The organism is Sphingomonas faeni (assembly GCF_024273235.1).
GTDB lineage: Bacteria > Pseudomonadota > Alphaproteobacteria > Sphingomonadales > Sphingomonadaceae > Sphingomonas > Sphingomonas faeni_A.
In genome coordinates this window covers 128,475-145,251 of sequence record NZ_JANBVH010000001.1, presented here as the reverse complement: position 1 = coordinate 145,251, position 16,777 = coordinate 128,475, and the positions used below count along the sequence as shown (strand labels likewise).

Genomic DNA, 16,777 nt, shown 5'->3' with positions numbered 1-16,777 from the left:
GCCATGAACTTCCGCAACATCTCGGCCTGGTCGATCCGCAACCCGGTTCCGCCGATCGTCCTGTTCCTGGCCCTGATGCTTGCGGGCGTCGTCAGCTTCATGCGGATGGACGTGAACCGCGATCCCGACATCGACTTCCCGATCGCGGTCGTCGTCGTCAACCAGCCGGGCGCGGCGCCGACCGAGATGGAGACGCAGGTCACGCAGCGCGTCGAGGCGGCGGTGCGCTCGCTCCAGGGCATCGACGAGATCAACTCGACCGTTACCGAAGGCAATTCTGAAACGGTGATCCAGCTCACCATCGGGACCCCGATCGACCGCGCGGTGAACGACGTCCGCGATGCGATCGCACAGATCCGCAGCGACCTGCCCGAGGGGATCCTCGAGCCGCAGGTGTACCGCGCGAATACCAGCGGCAACGACGTCGCGAGCTTCGCGGCGATCACCACCGACATGACCGTCGAACAGCTCTCCTGGTACATCGACGACACCGTTACCAAGGAGCTGCTGTCGATCCCCGGCATGGCGACGATCAGCCGCAATGGCGGCGTGAGCCGTGAGATTCGCGTCATCCTCGATCCGCTCAAGCTGCAGAGCCAGGGGCTGACCGCAAGCCAGGTCAATTTGCAGTTGCGTCAGGTCAATTTGAACGCGGCGGGCGGGCGTGCCGAAATCGCCGGGTCCGAACAGTCGATCCGCGTGCTCGGCAACGCGCGCGACGCGAGCGACCTCGGTCAGACGCAGATCAACGTTGGCAATGGCCGCACCGTCCGTTTGGCGGACATCGCGCAGGTCCGCGATCTCTATGCCGAGCAGCGCAGCCGCGCGACGGTCGACGGACGCCAGGCGATCACCTTCGATTTCCAGCGTGCCAAGGGCGCGTCCGACGTCACTGTCTATCACGCCGCGGTCGAGAAGCTGCGCGCGCTCGAAAAGCGCAACCCGTCGGTCAAGTTCGTCCAGCGCTACACCAGCACCGACTATACCGAAGCGCAGTACGAAAGCGCGATTCACGCGATGATCGAGGGCGCGATCCTCGCCGTCATCGTCGTGTTCATCTTCCTGCGCGACTGGCGCGCGACCGCGATCTCCGCGCTCGCGATCCCTCTATCGGCGATCCCCGCCTTCTGGTTCATGGACCTGCTCGGCTTCGACCTGAACGGCATGACTTTGCTCGCGCTCAGCCTGGTCGCGGGTGTGCTGGTCGATGATGCGATCGTCGAGATCGAGAATATCGTCCGGCATATGCGCATGGGCAAGTCCGCCTATCAGGCGTCGATCGATGCCGCCGACGAGATAGGTCTCGCCGTGCTTGCGACGACGATGGCGATCGTCGCGGTGTTCCTGCCGGTCGCGCTGATGCCGGGTATCGCGGGGCAGTTCTTCAAGAATTTCGGCCTGACGGTGGTCGCGGCCGTGCTGATGAGCCTCGCGGTGGCACGTCTCGTGACGCCGATGATCGCGGCGTATTTCCTCAAGTCGTTCGGCCATGCCAGCCACGGCGAGGGCAAGATCATGGACTGGTACGTCCGCACGCTCCACTGGACGCTCGACAGCCGCAAGGCCGCGGCATGGCGCGCGCGCGGCGGCACGCGGAAGATGTTCAACCGCGTGATGGATCACCGGATGTGGGCGATCGGCGCGGGCGTGGTCGCCTTCGCGCTGACACTGTTCATGTTCACCGTCATCCCCTCGCAGTTCCAGCCGACCCGCGACGAGGACGATGCGACCGCGCAGATCGAGATGGTGCCCGGCACCACGCTGGCGCAGACCGATGCGGTGGTCGCACGGGTCAGCGCCCTGCTCGGCCAGCAGCCCGCGGTCAGCACGGTGTATGCCCGCACCCGCGTCGGCAGCGGCACCGTGACCGCCAACCTGCGCGAGGATCGCAAGGAGAAGTCGGTCGATTTCGAACGCCGCCTGGCGCCGCAACTCACCGCGATCCCCGATGCACGCGTGTCGTTCCGGTCTCAGTCCGGCTGGGGTGGCAGCGGTCGTGACGTGACGATCGTCCTTGGCGGCAGCGATCCCGCCAAGCTGCAACAGGCGGCGGACAAGATCGTCGCCGAGATGGGCTCGCTCAAGTCGCTGACCGCGCCGCGCGTGTCGGGCGGGATGCAGCGCCCGGAAATCGTCATCCGTCCCCGCTTCGATCTCGCCGCCAATCTCGGCGTGACCACGCAGGCGCTGTCGTCGGCGATCCGGATCGCGACGCTCGGCGATATCGACCAGAACTCGGCGCGCTTCTCGCTCTCCGATCGCCAGATCCCGATTCGCGTCGCGCTCGATCAGTCGGCGCGGACCAGCCTGTCGACGATCCAGAACCTGCCCGTGTCGACCGCATCGGGTGGCTCGGTGCCGCTCAACCTGGTCGCGGATATCGGCCTCGGCTCGGGCCCGACCAAGATCGACCGCGTCAACCAGCAGCGCCAGATCACGCTCGGCGCCGATCTCGCACCCGGCGTCGTGATCTCGAACGCGATGAAGCAGGTTCACGCGCTGCCCTCGATGAAGAACCTGCCGGTCGGCGTCAGCGAACTCACGCTCGGCCAGAGCAAGTGGCAGGCCGAGATGATCACCAACTTCATCACCGCGGTGATCGCGGGCACCTTCCTCGTGTTCGCGGTGCTGGTGCTGCTGTACCGCCGCGTGCTGCCGCCGTTCGTCAACATGGGGTCGTTGCTGCTCGCACCGCTTGGCGGGCTGCTCGCGCTGTGGGCGACCGGGCAGCCGTTGTCGCTGCCGGTGTATATCGGCCTGCTGATGCTGCTCGGCATCGTCGCCAAGAACTCGATCCTGCTGATCGACTTCGCGCTGGACGAGATGAGCAAGGGCGTCGACGCGTTCACCGCGATCATCGATGCCGGCCACAAGCGTGCACAGCCGATCGTGATGACGACGGTCGCGATGGTCGCGGGCATGGTGCCGACCGCGATGTCGCTCAGCGGCGATTCGTCGTCGCGCGCGCCGATGGGCACGGTCGTGATCGGCGGCCTCGCGCTGTCGACGCTGCTGACCCTGCTGATCATCCCCGCGGCGTTCAGCCTGGCGGTCGGGATCGAGCGCTATGTCGGGCCGCGGCTGAGCCGTCGCCTGCTCACCTATCGTCCGGGCGACAATGGCGACGACGTGATCGAGATCGCCGGACCCCATCCGGGGCCGCTGCTCGGGCCGGCGACCGGCAAGCTCGGGCATGGCGAACGGGGTGACGGCACGCAACCCGCCGAGTGATCGACCTACGGCACGCCCTTCTGCACCCGGGCACCCGAACCGCCGCAGCGGCGTGAACATTCGGGGCGCCCGGGGATTGTTACGGGCATGACGCTTTTACCCCGTATGCGCCCGGCCGGCGAAGCACCTCCACCGGCGCTCGTCCGCATGCGGATCGTCGCCACCGGCCTGCTCGTGCTCATGGCCGCGACGTTCTTCGCCAGCCGCGCGCTCGTCCCCGTCCACCCGGCGTTCGGGTTCGTCCGCGCGTTTGCCGAGGCGGCGATGGTCGGCGGTCTGGCGGACTGGTTCGCGGTCACCGCGCTGTTCCGCCACCCGCTCGGCCTGCCGATACCCCACACCGCGATCGTGCCGCGCAACAAGGATCGGATCGGCGATACGCTCGCGCAGTTCCTCCGGGCGAACTTCCTGATCCCGGTCGTCATCGCGCGACGCACCCGCCGGCTCGACGTGGCGGGGGCGATCGCCCGCTGGCTCACCGATCCGCCGGAGGGGGCAGGGGGCCGCTTCCGGCAGGGTGCGTCGAAGCTGGTCGCGCAAATCCTCGAAGGCCTCGATCCGGCGCGGCTCGGCGGGATGGTCAAGGCAGGGATCGGCGCCCGCCTGCGGGAAACCGAAGTCTCGCCGATCCTCGGTCAATTGCTCAAGGCCGCGATCGCCGAGCGCCGCCACGCGCCGCTGCTCGAAAGCGCGATCCGCTGGGCGGCCAAGACGCTGGCGGCGAACGATCATCTCGTCCGCGCGATGGTCCATGACAAGGCGGGCTCGATCCTGCGCTGGACCGGGCTGGATACGACGGTTGCCGACAAACTCATCAGCGGCTTCGACAAGCTGCTCGCCGAGATGGCCGAGGACCCCGAGCATCCGCTCAGGCTGAAGGCGGAGGAGGGGCTCGATCGCCTCGCCTGGGATCTCCAATATGATCGCCGCATGCGCGAGCGGGTCGAGACGATGAAGAGCGACCTGCTCGACAATCCGGCGATGCAACGCTGGTTGGACGGTCTGTGGGAACAGGCGCGCGGTGCGCTCCTGGCGATCGCCCGCGACCCCGAGCGCGCGATGGCCGGCAAGCTCGGCGACGTCCTCCGCCAGCTTGGCGAGACGCTGCAGCACGACCCCCGCATGTCGCGCACGATCAACCGCTTCGTGCGGAGGGCGGCAGTCGGCGCGGCGGCGGACTACGGCGACGGCATCGTCAAGCTTGTGTCCGAAACGGTCCGCAGCTGGGACGCCGACACGATCACCAGCCGCCTGGAAAACGCGGTCGGGCGCGACTTGCAGTATATCCGGGTGAACGGCACGATCGTCGGCGGTCTGGTCGGGCTGGTGATCCACAGCGTCGATGTTTTGCTGTAGGATCGCGGCGAGCGGAGATGGTCGAGCCGCTCTCCCTCTCCCCCTCGGGGAGAGGGAAGGAGGAGCCGCAGGCGACGGGAGGGTGAGGGGTTTTGGGGCGGACGTTCCGGGCCTCACGCCCCTCACCCTCCCACGCGCAAGAGCGCGCGGGCCCCTCCCTCTCCCCGGAGGGGCGAGGGTAATAAGCACCGCAGTTTGTTGGACGTGTTGGACGGTTTTGCACGGCGATACCGCCTCAGCGCCGTCTCGCGCGCTCTTCGCGTCACGACTGTCATGAGCGCCCGCGCTTTTCCCCCAGCCGAGCCTGCCGCTGCCACCCCGGCGGAGGCCGGGGCCCAATTGGCAAGGTCGCGGTAACGGCGCACAGCGGGACTCAGCAACGTTCCCCAATTGGGCCCCGGCCTCCGCCGGGGTGGTAGGTAGGGAAAGGGGTGGTGAGTGGGGTAATGCCTCGAGCCTGCAAAACTACCTTCCTGCCCCTCTCTCTGAACGCCAGCGCTACCGCTCCCAATCCGGCATGGGCCAGCCCTTCGCCGTCGCCAGCAACCGCAACGGCCCGTGCGCATTCACTGCGAACGGCTCGTCCGCCCAGTCGAACGTCGGCGCGTCGGAGACGTGGTCCGAATAAAACCGCACATGCGCGTCCTCCCGTGCGATTCCCTCGCGCGCCATCCAAGCCTCGATCATCCGCAGTTTCGCCGGGCCGTAGCAATTCTCGCCGTCGATCCCCGCGAGCAGATTGCCGTTTGCATCGCGCAAGCTTTCGGTGCCGATCACCGCGTCGAAGCCCAGTCGCTGCGCGATCGCCTCGACATAGAATCGATACGATGCGGTCGCCATCACCAGCCTGTAGCCCGCCGCCCGATCCGCCTCGAGTCGCGCGCGTGCGCTCGCGAACACGCCGTCGCGCACCACCCGGTCGGCGAACGCCTCGGCGCTGCGGCGTTCCTGCGCGGGCGTCATGCGCTTGCCGAGCATCATCCGCTGCATCACGTATTTCAACCGACCCCGGCTGATGAGGCGCCCGACATAACCAAGCGCCGCCACGCCCGCGAACGGCACCAGCGCCAGCCGCCACGGCGCCCCGCTCTTCCGCGCAGTGTGGAGCAGGAACGGCGTCCAGGTCGGCATGTGGGTGATCGTCTTGTCCATGTCGTAGATGGCGAGGTGGACGCTTGGCCGGGCGGACGGCTCGGAGGCCGGCGGGCCGGATGGGCGGGCAGGAGGCAATTCGGTCATCGTCGCGACTTACGCCGCATTCATCTTGCCGATCCAGTCACTTTGCCGCAAAGGTGCCCCCGATGAGCGCGATGGCCGATTTCCAGCAGGACGGTGCCGATACCGGCACGCTTCGCTTTACCGGCGATCTGTCGCTCGCGAAGATCGGCAATCTGCCCGATCGGCTCGAGGCGGTCGATGCGTCGTCGGTCAAGCGTGTTGACCTGAGTGGGGTCGACCGGATCGACACGATCGGTGCCTGGATCGTCCACCGCTTTGCCGCCCGCAGCGATGCGACGATCGACGGGCTCGACGCCAACGACCAAGCGTTGTTCGATCAGGTCGTCGCCTCCGACCAGCCGCTCGCCGCCAGGCCCGCCAAGGTCAGCGCGGTCAGCCGCGTGCTCGGCGAGATCGGCGACGCGGTCGTGCTGTCGGGCAAGACGATGCTCGGGTTGCTCGGGTTTCTCGGTGCGACCACGGTCGCGTTCGGCAGCGTCATCCGTCATCCGCAGCGCTTCCGCTTCAACGCGGTCGTCCAGCGCTTCGAAGTGGTCGGCGTCGCCGCGCTCGGCATCGTCGGGCTGATGAGCTTCCTGATCGGCATGGTCATCGCCCAGCAGGGCGCGGTCCAGCTCCGCCAGTTCGGTGCCGAAGTCTTCACGATCAACCTCGTCGGCCGCCTGACGATCCGCGAACTCGGTTTGCTGATGACCGCGATCATGGTCGCCGGTCGCTCGGGCTCGGCGTTCGCCGCCCAGCTCGGCACGATGAAATTGACCGAAGAGATCGACGCGATGCGCACCATCGGCGTGTCGCCGATGGAGGCGCTGGTGCTGCCCCGCGTGCTGGCCGCGATCGTGATGATGCCGCTGCTCGGCTTCTACGCGTCGGTGATCGCGATCATCGGCGGTGGCCTGCTGTGCTGGGTCCAGCTCGGCATTCCGCCGGTCACCTTCATCGCGCGTATCCGCGAAGTCGTGCCGATCACCGATCTCTACATCTCGCTGATCAAGGCGCCCGTCTTCGGCGCGATCATCGCGATCGCGGGCTGTTTCCAGGGCATGCAGGTCGAATCGGACGCCGAACAGGTCGGCCTGCGCACTACGTCGGCGGTCGTCCAGGGCATTTTCCTGGTGATCGTCCTCGACGCGTTCTTCGCGGTCTTCTTCACCTGGCTGGGTTGGGACTGATGGCCCGCAACACTGACGATACCAGCGACAACATCATCTCCGTCCGGGGATTGAAGAACGCATTCGGCGACTCGGTCGTGCATGAGGGACTCGACCTCGACGTTAGGCGCGGCGAGATCCTCGGCGTGGTCGGCGGCTCGGGCACCGGCAAGTCGGTGCTGATGCGCTCGATCATCGGTCTCCAGACCCCGGTCGCGGGCGAGGTCACGGTGTTCGGCGAGCCCAATATCGGCCGCGAGGAAACCGAGGCGACCGAGATCCGCAAGCGCTGGGGCGTGCTGTTCCAGGGCGGTGCACTGTTCTCGACGCTGACCGTCGCCGAGAACGTCGAAGTGCCGTTGCGCGAATTCTACCCCGATCTGTCGCCCGCGCTGCTCGCGGAGATTGCATCGTACAAGGTGGTGATGACCGGCTTGCCGGCAGACGCCGCGAACAAGTTTCCCGCCGAGCTGTCGGGCGGCATGAAGAAGCGTGCCGGCCTCGCCCGTGCGCTGGCGCTCGATCCCGAACTGCTGTTCCTCGACGAGCCGACTGCGGGGCTCGACCCGATCGGTGCGGCGGCGTTCGACGATCTTACCCAGTCGTTGCAGAAGACGCTCGGGCTGACGGTGTTCCTGATCACGCACGATCTCGATACGCTGTATGCGATCTGCGACCGGGTCGCGGTGCTCGCCGACAAGAAGGTCATCGCGGTCGGCACGATCGACGAACTGATCGCGCTCGATCACCCGTGGATCGAGGAATATTTCAAGGGGCCCCGCGGCCGTGCCGCGGTCGCGACGCAGGAGGCGCACGAGCGCGCCGACGAGCAAGCAGCCCGACACCCTACTGAAGTCCAGTCCAAGCAGTCCGCGCCGGACGACGCCGACGCGACATACGCCGAGAAAGAAGCAAGGACGCGCTGATGGAAACCCGTTCGAACCACGTCCTAGTCGGCGCCGTCGTGCTGATCCTGCTGGCGCTGCTGGCGCTGTTCACCGTGTGGATCGCGCGGCTGGGCGGCAAGGAAGAGAAGGAATACGACATCTTCTTCCGCCAGTCGGTCGACGGGCTCGCGCGCGGCTCTGCCGTCGTGTTCTCGGGCGTGCCGTCGGGGCAGGTGAAGACGATCTCGCTGTGGAAGAACGATCCGCAGTTCGTCCGCGTCCGGATCAGCGTCAACGACGAGACGCCGGTGCTGCAGGGCACGACCGCGTCGATCTCGGGCGTCGGTTTCACCGGCGTCAGCCAGGTCTCGCTCGATGGTGCGCGCAAGGGTGCGCCGCCGGTCTCGTGCCCCGACGTCAACGGCCAGCCTTGCCCGTACGGCGTGCCGGTCATCCCGACCAAGCAGGGTGGCCTGGGCGCGATCCTGAACTCGGCACCGCAGTTGCTCGAGCGCCTGTCGACGCTGACCGAGCGTCTTACGGGCTTGCTGACCGACCGCAACCAGGCGTCGATCGCCGGCATCCTCGAGAATACCAACCGGCTGACCGATGCGCTCGCCGATCGTGGTCCCGAGATCGCCGCGACGCTCGCGCAGACCCGCGTCGCGATCCAGCAGGCGGGCGATGCCGCGCAGCAGTTCGGCGTGCTCGCCAAGACCACCAACGGCGTCCTGTCCGAGGAGGTCAAGCCGGCGATGGCGAACCTGAACAAGGCGATCACCTCCGCGCAGCAGAGCGCCGACACGCTCAACGCCGCGATCGGCGATGCGCGGCCGGGCTTGCAGGCGTTCTCGAAGACGACCATCCCCGAGGCCAACCGTCTGGTCCACGACCTGCGGACGACTGCGGCGGCATTGTCGTCGGTCGCCGAGAAGGTCGATCAGCAGGGTGCGAGTTCGCTGATCGGGCAGCAGAAGCTCCCGGATTACAAGGGTAAGTGAGGCACGCCATGAAGACACCGCTCATCCTGATCGCGATGCTGCCACTCGCCGGGTGCATCAGCTTCGGCGCGAAACCGCCGCCCACGCTGCTGACTCTGACGAGCGTTTCGTCGGTGCCGGTCGGCCAGAACCAGGATTCGGCGACCGCCAAGTCGATCACGATTCAGACGCCGGTCGTGCCGCAGTCGCTCGCGACCGCGCGCGTGCCCGTGCAGGCGACGCCGACCTCGATCGCGTACGTCACCGATGCGCAATGGGCGGAGCCGCCGGCGCGCCTGTTCGCACGGCTGGTGTCGGATACGGTCTCGTCGCGGACCGGGCTGGTCGTGCTGTCGACGGCGCAGTCGATCGGCGACCCGGGCGGTCTGCTCGGCGGCGAGCTGCGGTCGTTCGGGCTCGATGCGACGACTCGCGAGGCGGTCGTGACGTACGACGCGTCGCTGATGCGCGCGGGCAAGACGTCGGTCGAGAAGCGCCGCTTCGAGGCGCGGGTGCCGGTGTCGGCGATCGATGCGACGTCGGCTGCGGCCGGGATCAACCAGGCGGCCAATCAGGTCGCAACCGAAGTGGCGGACTGGATCGGCCGCTGAACGACCCGTTGCTTTGAGCGTTGACGCTCTCTGACGAGGAGAGCGGCGATGCCACAGGGCGACAAGGACGCGTACACCGACAAGCAGAAGCGCAAGGCCGCGCATATCGCGGACGGCTATGCGGCTAAGGGTGTTCCGGAGCCTGAAGCCGAAGCACGGGCCTGGGCTACGGTGAACAAGGATTCGGGCGGGGGTAACAAGTCCGGCTCGGGTCGCGGCAAGCCCGATATGCAGGCGTCTGCGCGGAGTGGCGGGAAGCAGGCGGCGGGGCGTAGCGATGCGGCGAAGTCCGCTGCGGCGAAGAAGGGTTGGGAGACCCGACGGAAGAAGGCAAACGGCTAGCCAAGACTTCGATCCTCCCCTGCAAGGGGAGGTGGCAGTCCGCAGGACTGACGGAGGGGTATCGCGCTGTCGACAGGGTTTCACCCCTCCGTCTGGCAAGCGCCAGCCACCTCCCCTTGCAGGGGAGGATCGAAGTCTCCCTCAGCGGGTCAGCACCGCTTCCGCCTCGGCCAGATGCAGCCGCTCGACCATTTGGCCATCCAGCCGGATCGCGCCCTTGTCGGCATTCTCCGGCCTGGCAAATGCCGCCACGATCGCCCGCGCCCACGCCAGTTCGTCCTCGCTGGGACCGAAACCCGCGTTCGCCGCGTCGATCTGCGACGGATGGATCAGCGTCTTCCCCTCGAACCCCAGCATCGCCCCCTGCGCGCATTCCGCGCCAAACCGCGCCGGGTCGTCGAGCGCGTTGCACACGCCGTCCAGCGCCACGATCCCCGCTGCCCGCGCGGCCATGACGGTTGCCGTGAGCGCGGGGATCAGCGGCATGCGATCCGGCCCGAGACGACACCGCATGTCCTTGGCCAGATCGTTGGTACCCGCGATCAGCGCCGTCAGCCGCGACCCCCAAGCCGCTTGCGACAGCGCAGGGAGTGACAGGATCGCGGCACAGGTCTCGATCATCGCCCAGATCGGCGGGCCCGCTTCGCCCAGCGACGTGCGGATTGCCTCCAGATCGGACGGGTAGGCCACTTTGGGTACGAGCACGGCGTCGACGCCCATGCCGCGGACCGCAGCGACGTCGTCCGCGTACCACGGCGTGCCGAGGCCGTTGATCCGCACGACAAGCTCACGCGCGCCGAACCCGCCTTCGCGCACTGCGTCGATGACCCGGTCACGCGCAGCGGCCTTCTCGTCCGGCGCGACCGCATCCTCCAGGTCGAGAATGACGACGTCGCAATCGAGCGTCCGTGCCTTGGCGATCGCCCGACCATTCGACGCGGGCATGTACAGCGCGCTGCGGCGGCGCCGCGTCACGGGCGATCCGCCATCAGCGCGCGCGTGACCCCATTGGTCCAGCCGAAGCCATCCTGGTTGGGATATTCGCCGCCGCCGCCGGGCTTGCGCTCGACCACGTCGTATTTCTCCAGCAGCTTGCCGCTCGCCTGATATTCGCGATCGACCGAGGCGAGCCAGGCCTTGGTGATCCGGTCCGCAAGCGCGGTCTCGCCGTAGCCGCGCAAGCCCTGGATCGCGATCCATTGGAGTGGTGCCCAGCCGTTCGGGTCGTCCCATTGCTGGCCGCTGCCGATCAGCGTCGTGCGCAGGCCGCCTTCGCCGACGGCCGGGCGGAGTGCGGTGGCGGTCGCCTTGGCCTGATCGGGCGTGGCGACCTTGGCGAACAGCGGGAACGCCATCGCGGCGCTGGCGAAGTCGTTCGCGCGGTTGGTGTCGAGGTCGTAGTCGGCGAAGAAGCGGCCGTTCCACAGATGCTGGCGGATCGCGGCAGCGCGCGCGGTCGCTCGGGCGGTGTAAGACGTTGCGCATGCGGTGTCGCCGAGCGTGCGGCAGTTGGCGGCGATCGCCTGCTCCATGCCGACCATCAGGCTGTTGAGATCGACCGGTGCGAACCGGGTGGTGCGGATCGTCGCGAGCGTGCGCCCGTCGGCCAGCCAGCGCGACGAGAAGTCCCAGCCGCTTTCCGCCGCCGCCCTCAGGTCGCGGAAGAGCTCGCCGCGGTTGCGCGACGGCGTGCGGTCGGCGAGCTCGGCGTCCTCGCGATAACTCTCGTCGCGGGGATCGTCGCGGTCGTCCCAGTAGCGGTTGAGCAGCGCCCCGTCGGGCAGGCGGACGGCGCGGCGCGATTGCTGGCCGGGCTTCAGCGTCTCGGCGCCGGCCATCCAGAATGCGTGTTCGGCGCGAAGCTGGCGGTTACGGGTTGCGAGCGTCCTGGGATCGCGCGACAGGCCGGCGATCAGGTAGAAGAACGGCGGTTGCGAGCGGCTGAGATAGTAGGTGCGCGTGCCGTTGGGGATATGGCCGTAGCGGTCGATCAGGCTGCCGAAATCGACCACCATGTCCTCGACCAGATCCTGCCGTCCGGAGCGCTGGACGCCGAGCAGCGTGAAATAGCTGTCCCAGTAATACATCTCGCGGAAACGGCCGCCGGGGACGACGTAGCGCCTCGGCAGGGTCAGCGCGGAGGAGCCGGCGGGGACGCTCGTCTGCGTGCGCGTCAATTGCGGCCAGAGCGCGTCGATGTGCGCCTTCAGCGTCAGCCGCTCGGCCGATGGCGGCGCGGCGGGCGTGGTCGGGATCGTGAAATTCGCCGCGACAAACCGGCGCAGCGCGGGCTCTGCGTCGCAGCGGCATTTCGCATAGTCGGCGAGGATCGCCTTCGCCGGCCGCTTGGGCGTCGCGTCGGCGAAGGTCTTCGAATCCGGGAACAGCCCGCGCATCTGCACCGCCTTGTAGAGCGGGCCGAACATCTGCGCAGGCGATTGCGGCGCGGGCGATGCCGCGACCAGCAGGGTCGATAGCGCGAGCAGGCCGTACCGCATCAGGTAACGACGTCCGGTGCGGTGCGGCCGGTGTGCTGGGCGATTCCCGCGATCGACTCCGCCGCGGCGACGATGCTGGCGAGCATCTCGCCGGTGTCGCGGTCGAGGTCGCCGCCGACGGGTTCGTAGCGTTCGAGGTACACGCGCAAGGTCGCGCCGGTGGTGCCGGTGCCCGAGAGGCGGAACACCACGCGGCTGCCGCCCGCGAACAGGATGCGGACGCCCTGGTTGCGGCTGATCGAGCCGTCGGTCGGGTCGGTATAGGCGAACTCGTCCGCGGTCTCGACGGTCAGGTCGCCAAACTGCTGGCCGGGGAGGGTGGCGAGGCTCGCGCGCAAGGCCGCCATCAACGCGTCGGCGCGCGGTGTCTCGATGCCTTCGTAATCGTAGCGGGCATAATAGTTGCGGCCGAACTTCGCCCAGTGATCGCGCGCGATCGCGTCGACGCTTTCACCGCGGACGGCGAGGATGTTGAGCCATAGGAGCACCGCCCACAGGCCGTCCTTCTCGCGGACGTGATCGGAGCCGGTACCGGCGCTCTCCTCGCCGCAGATCGTCGCCATGCCGGCGTCGAGCAGGTTGCCGAAGAATTTCCACCCGGTCGGCGTTTCGTAGGCGGGGATGCCGAGCGCTTCGGCCACGCGGTCGGCGGCGGCGCTGGTTGGCATCGAGCGGGCGATGCCCTTGAGCCCGCCTGCGTAACCGGGCGCGAGGTGCGCGTTGGCGGCCAGCATGGCGAGGCTGTCGGAGGGGGTGACGAAGCGATGCTTGCCGATGATCAGGTTGCGGTCGCCGTCGCCGTCCGACGCCGCGCCGAAATCGGGCGCGTCGGGGGCCATCATCGTCTCGTAGAGTTCGTGCGCGTGGACGAGGTTGGGGTCGGGGTGGTGGCCGCCGAAATCGGGGAGGGGCTCGCCGTTGCGGACGGTGCCGGGCGCGAAGCCGAGGCGACGTTCGAGGATCTCGGTCGCGTAGGGACCGGTGACTGCGCTCATCGCGTCGAATGCCATCGTCAGCTTGGCGGCACGGATCGCGTCGAAGTCGAACAGCGTCTCCATGAGGGCGGCGTAGTCCTCGACCGGGTCGACGACCTCGACCGGCATCGTACCGACCGTGACTTCGCCGTCGGTGTCGAGGTCGATGTCTTCGGCGTCGACGGTCAGCCAGCGGTCGATCTCGAGTGTCCGCGCGTTGATCGCGTCGGTGACGCCCTCGGGCGCGGGGCCGCCATTGGCGATGTTGTACTTGATCCCGAAATCCTCGTCGGGACCGCCGGGGTTGTGGCTGGCCGAGAGGACCAACCCGCCGATCGCGCCGCGCTTGCGGATCATGTGGCTCGCGGCAGGCGTCGACAGGATACCGCCGCGACCGACGATCACCCGCCCGAAGCCGTTCGCCGCCGCCATGCGGATCGCGACCTGGATGACTTCGCGGTTGAGGAAGCGGCCATCGCCACCGATCACCAGCGTCGCACCGGCCTTGTCCGCCACCACGTCGAACACGCTCTGGACGAAATTCTCGGCGTAATTCGGCTGCTGGAAGACCTTCACCTTCTTGCGCAGGCCCGACGTGCCGGGTTTCTGGTCGGTGTAGGGCGTGGTCGGTACTGTGCGGATCATGCGGGCTCCAGGAGCTTGGCGTAAAGGTTTGCGTAGCGGCGGCCGCTCTCGTCCCACGAGAAGTCCGCGCGCATCGCGTTGCGCTGCAACATGGCCCAGCGATCGGGGCGTGCATAGAGGGCGAGCGTTCGGCGCAGCGCGTGGCTGAGCGCTTCCGGCGTGACGCCGTCGTGCTGCACGCCGGTGGCGACGCCCGCGGCGATCGCGGCTTCGTTCGCGTCGATCACGGTGTCGGCGAGACCACCGGTGCGCGCGACGACGGGGATGCAGCCGTAAGCGAGGCCATAGAGCTGGGTCAGGCCGCACGGTTCGAACCGCGACGGGATCAGGATCGCGTCGGCGCCACCTTGCAGCAGGTGCGAGACGGGTTCGTCATAGCCGATGCGGACGCCGATCCGGCCGGGGTGGCGTTCGGCGGCGGCGAGGAACGCGCGCTCGAGGTCCGCGTCGCCCGAGCCGAGCAATGCGAGACGACCGCCGAGCGCGACGAGTTCGTCGAGCGCGCCGGCGAGCACGTCCATGCCCTTTTGCCCGGTAAGGCGGCTGACGACGGTGAAGAGCGGACCGTCGTCGGTGTCGAGGCCGAACAACGTCTCGATCGCGCGCTTGTTGGTGCGGCGGCGGGCGAGCGTGCGCGCGGTGTAGCGGGCGGGCAGGGCCGCGTCGGTCTCGGGGTTCCAGACGGCGGGGTCGATGCCGTTGACGATCCCGACGACGCGGCCGGCGCGATCGTTGATCAGGCCTTCGAGGCCCATGCCGAATTCGGCGCGGCGGATTTCGGCGGCGTAGGTCGGGCTGACGGTGGTGATCGCATCGGCGGCCTCGAGCCCCGCCTTAAGATAGCCGACGCCGCCATAATATTCGACGCCGTCGAGCGCGAAGGCGATGTCAGGCAGCGCGAGGTCGGCGAAGATATCGTAGCCGTAGCGGCCCTGGAACGCGATGTTGTGGATCGTCACGACGGTTTTCGCCGGCTTGGCCGGGCCGGGGGCGTAGCGGAGATAGGCGGGGGCCATCGCCGCCTGCCAGTCGTGCGCGTGGAGGATGTCGAAGTCGTAACCGGGGACAGCACCCGAGGCGAGATCGGCGGCGGCGCGGCTGAAGGCGGCGAAGCGGCGCCAGTTGTCGGGCCAGTCTGCGCCGGTCGCGTCGCCGTAGGGGCCGCCGCCGCGTGCGAAGAGCGCCGGCGCGTCGAGGACGAGGAGCGGGTGGTCGCCGATCTTCGCTTTAAGGATGCGGGCTTCGGTGCCGAGCAGGTCGGTGTAGCGGTGGACGACTTTCGCACGCTTGGTGACGGCGGCGAGCGCGGGGTAGCCGGGGAGGAAGGTGGTCAGCGCCACGCCATGTGGCGCGAGCGCGGCCGGCAGCGCGCCGACGACGTCCGCAAGACCGCCGGTCTTGATGATGGGGTAGGCTTCGGAAGCGACGGAGAGGACGCGCATTATCGAGGCGATCCGGTTGATATGGGGCAACTGCTCCCCTCCCTGGAAGGGAGGGGCCGGGGGTGGGTCGGTGTGGGGCGGGCGAACCGACTGCCAATGGGCCGACCCACCCCCAACCCCTCCCTTCCAGGGAGGGGGGCAGATATCGCCAAGCAAATCACGCGGTCAGCCGGTCGATCATGGACTTGGTCACCAGCACCACGCCGCTGTCCGTCCTCCGGAAGCGTTGAGCGTCCGCCTCGGCATCTTCCCCGACGATCAGGCCGTCGGGAATTTCCACGCCACGATCCACCACCACCTTCGACAGGCGCGCACCGCGACCGATTACGCAATGCGGGAGGATCACCGCCTGATCGAGCACCGAATAACTATGCGCCCGCGTGCCGGTGAAGATCAGGCTGCGGTGGATCGACGAGCCCGAGATGATGCAGTCGCCCGAGACCAGCGACGACACCGCCTCGCCGCGACGACCATCGTCCGCGTGGACGAATTTCGCCGGCGGCGTGACCTCCGAATAGGTCCAGAGCGGCCAGCTGCGGTCGTACAGATCGAGCTTCGGCACGACGTCGGTGAGATCGATGTTCGCCTCCCAATACGCATCCACCGTACCGACGTCGCGCCAATAGGCCTCGACCTCGAGCCCCGACCGCACGCAGCTGTCGGAGAAGCGGTGCGCGACCGCCTTGCCGTGCTTGACGAGGTACGGGATGATATCCTTGCCGAAATCGCGCGCGGAACCGGGCGTTTCGGCGTCGCGGCGCAGTTCGTCGAACAGCAATTTGGTATGGAAGACGTAGATCCCCATCGATGCCAGGGCGATGTCCGGGTTGCCGGGCACGGCGGGCGGATCGGCGGGTTTCTCGACGAAGTCGGTGACGTTGTCATGCTCGTCGACCGCCATCACGCCGAACGCGACCGCCTCCATCCGCGGCACTTCGAGGCAGGCGATGGTGACGTCCGCGCCGGTCTCGCAATGCTGTTGGAGGATCAGCTCGTAATCCATCTTGTAGATGTGATCGCCCGCCAGGATGACCATGTATTCGGGTGCGTGGCTCTCGATGATGTCGATGTTCTGGTAGACCGCGTCGGCGGTGCCCTCGTACCATTGGAACTCGCTGATGCGCTGCGAGGCGGGGAGGATGTCGAAGCTCTCGTTGCGTTCGGAGCGCAGGAAGTTCCAGCCGCTCTGGAGGTGGCGGATCAGCGAATGCGCCTTGTACTGCGTCGCGACGCCGATCCGTCGGATGCCGGAATTGATCGCGTTGGACAGCGCGAAATCGATGATCCGCGCCTTGCCGCCGAAATACACCGCGGGTTTCGCGCGCGTATCGGTCAGTTCCATCAAACGGCTACCACGGCCGCCTGCCAGCACGTACGCCATTGCGTCGCGCGCGAGAGGCTGTCCTCGCCGTTCTACCATT

Annotated in this window: 13 protein-coding genes; 7 read left to right on the top strand and 6 right to left on the bottom strand. The window is 67.8% G+C overall.

The annotated features are described in order from the left end of the window. Positions 1-3: 3 nt before the first annotated feature. Both NLI89_RS00655 and NLI89_RS00650 read left to right on the top strand, forming a co-directional pair. On the top strand, positions 4-3,231 hold the full coding sequence (locus NLI89_RS00655; protein ID WP_254685217.1) for an efflux RND transporter permease subunit: 3,228 nt from the start codon (positions 4-6) through the stop codon (positions 3,229-3,231). 87 nt (positions 3,232-3,318) lie between these two features. After that, the gene (locus NLI89_RS00650) at positions 3,319-4,587 is read left to right on the top strand and encodes a DUF445 domain-containing protein (protein ID WP_254685216.1); all 1,269 of its coding nucleotides are present in this window, start codon (positions 3,319-3,321) and stop codon (positions 4,585-4,587) included. A 498-nt stretch (positions 4,588-5,085) separates the two neighbouring features. On the opposite strand, the gene NLI89_RS00645 is transcribed toward NLI89_RS00650, so the two are convergent. Then, complete coding sequence (locus NLI89_RS00645; RefSeq protein WP_302675532.1) at positions 5,086-5,826, bottom strand: HAD family hydrolase; 741 nt, start codon at positions 5,824-5,826, stop codon at positions 5,086-5,088. Between the two features lie 62 nt (positions 5,827-5,888). Here NLI89_RS00645 and NLI89_RS00640 point away from each other — a divergent pair, with 62 nt between their 5' ends. From NLI89_RS00640 to NLI89_RS00620, 5 genes are read left to right on the top strand one after another with little or no spacing between them, the layout of a single operon-like run. Next, positions 5,889-6,998: an ABC transporter permease gene (locus NLI89_RS00640; RefSeq protein WP_254685215.1), complete on the top strand. Its 1,110-nt coding sequence runs from the start codon at positions 5,889-5,891 to the stop codon at positions 6,996-6,998. Beyond that, complete coding sequence (locus NLI89_RS00635; protein ID WP_254685214.1) at positions 6,998-7,903, top strand: ABC transporter ATP-binding protein; 906 nt, start codon at positions 6,998-7,000, stop codon at positions 7,901-7,903. The genes NLI89_RS00640 and NLI89_RS00635 overlap by 1 nt, the downstream gene beginning before the upstream one ends. Beyond that, the gene (locus tag NLI89_RS00630) at positions 7,903-8,865 is read left to right on the top strand and encodes an MlaD family protein (protein ID WP_254685213.1); all 963 of its coding nucleotides are present in this window, start codon (positions 7,903-7,905) and stop codon (positions 8,863-8,865) included. Before NLI89_RS00635 ends, NLI89_RS00630 begins: the two co-directional genes overlap by 1 nt. Positions 8,866-8,873: 8 nt before the next feature. Next, a complete protein-coding gene (locus NLI89_RS00625) occupies positions 8,874-9,455 on the top strand; it encodes an ABC-type transport auxiliary lipoprotein family protein (protein WP_187504560.1) in 582 nt (193 codons plus the stop codon). 48 nt (positions 9,456-9,503) lie between these two features. Further along, the gene (locus NLI89_RS00620) at positions 9,504-9,797 is read left to right on the top strand and encodes a plasmid stabilization protein (protein WP_254685212.1); all 294 of its coding nucleotides are present in this window, start codon (positions 9,504-9,506) and stop codon (positions 9,795-9,797) included. Between the two features lie 141 nt (positions 9,798-9,938). Here NLI89_RS00620 and NLI89_RS00615 read toward each other — a convergent pair whose 3' ends face one another. The 5 genes from NLI89_RS00615 to glgC form a co-directional block, all read right to left on the bottom strand. After that, positions 9,939-10,772, bottom strand: coding sequence for a CoA ester lyase (locus NLI89_RS00615; protein ID WP_368077229.1), 834 nt, complete (start codon positions 10,770-10,772; stop codon positions 9,939-9,941). Then, a complete protein-coding gene (gene treA / locus NLI89_RS00610; RefSeq protein ID WP_254685211.1) occupies positions 10,769-12,295 on the bottom strand; it encodes an alpha,alpha-trehalase TreA in 1,527 nt (508 codons plus the stop codon). Before treA ends, NLI89_RS00615 begins: the two co-directional genes overlap by 4 nt. Continuing rightward, on the bottom strand, positions 12,295-13,914 hold the full coding sequence (locus tag NLI89_RS00605) for an alpha-D-glucose phosphate-specific phosphoglucomutase (RefSeq protein WP_254685210.1): 1,620 nt from the start codon (positions 13,912-13,914) through the stop codon (positions 12,295-12,297). The genes treA and NLI89_RS00605 overlap by 1 nt, the downstream gene beginning before the upstream one ends. Next, positions 13,911-15,356, bottom strand: coding sequence for a glycogen synthase GlgA (gene glgA / locus NLI89_RS00600; protein WP_254685282.1), 1,446 nt, complete (start codon positions 15,354-15,356; stop codon positions 13,911-13,913). Before glgA ends, NLI89_RS00605 begins: the two co-directional genes overlap by 4 nt. Positions 15,357-15,513: 157 nt before the next feature. Beyond that, positions 15,514-16,776, bottom strand: a complete 1,263-nt coding sequence (gene glgC, locus NLI89_RS00595; protein ID WP_254685209.1) for a glucose-1-phosphate adenylyltransferase — start codon at positions 16,774-16,776, stop codon at positions 15,514-15,516. Position 16,777 lies beyond the last annotated feature (1 nt).

Bases quoted from the DNA above. Each gene is read 5' to 3' on its own strand.
- NLI89_RS00655 (WP_254685217.1), top strand. From the start codon at position 4: ATGAACTTCCGCAACATCTCGGCCTGGTCGATCCGCAACCCGGTTCCG.
- NLI89_RS00650 (WP_254685216.1), top strand. From the start codon at position 3,319: ATGACGCTTTTACCCCGTATGCGCCCGGCCGGCGAAGCACCTCCACCG.
- NLI89_RS00645 (WP_302675532.1), bottom strand. From the start codon at position 5,826: ATGACCGAATTGCCTCCTGCCCGCCCATCCGGCCCGCCGGCCTCCGAG.
- NLI89_RS00640 (WP_254685215.1), top strand. From the start codon at position 5,889: ATGAGCGCGATGGCCGATTTCCAGCAGGACGGTGCCGATACCGGCACG.
- NLI89_RS00635 (WP_254685214.1), top strand. From the start codon at position 6,998: ATGGCCCGCAACACTGACGATACCAGCGACAACATCATCTCCGTCCGG.
- NLI89_RS00630 (WP_254685213.1), top strand. From the start codon at position 7,903: ATGGAAACCCGTTCGAACCACGTCCTAGTCGGCGCCGTCGTGCTGATC.
- NLI89_RS00625 (WP_187504560.1), top strand. From the start codon at position 8,874: ATGAAGACACCGCTCATCCTGATCGCGATGCTGCCACTCGCCGGGTGC.
- NLI89_RS00620 (WP_254685212.1), top strand. From the start codon at position 9,504: ATGCCACAGGGCGACAAGGACGCGTACACCGACAAGCAGAAGCGCAAG.
- treA (WP_254685211.1), bottom strand. From the start codon at position 12,295: ATGCGGTACGGCCTGCTCGCGCTATCGACCCTGCTGGTCGCGGCATCG.
- NLI89_RS00605 (WP_254685210.1), bottom strand. From the start codon at position 13,914: ATGATCCGCACAGTACCGACCACGCCCTACACCGACCAGAAACCCGGC.
- glgA (WP_254685282.1), bottom strand. From the start codon at position 15,356: ATGCGCGTCCTCTCCGTCGCTTCCGAAGCCTACCCCATCATCAAGACC.
- glgC (WP_254685209.1), bottom strand. From the start codon at position 16,776: ATGGTAGAACGGCGAGGACAGCCTCTCGCGCGCGACGCAATGGCGTAC.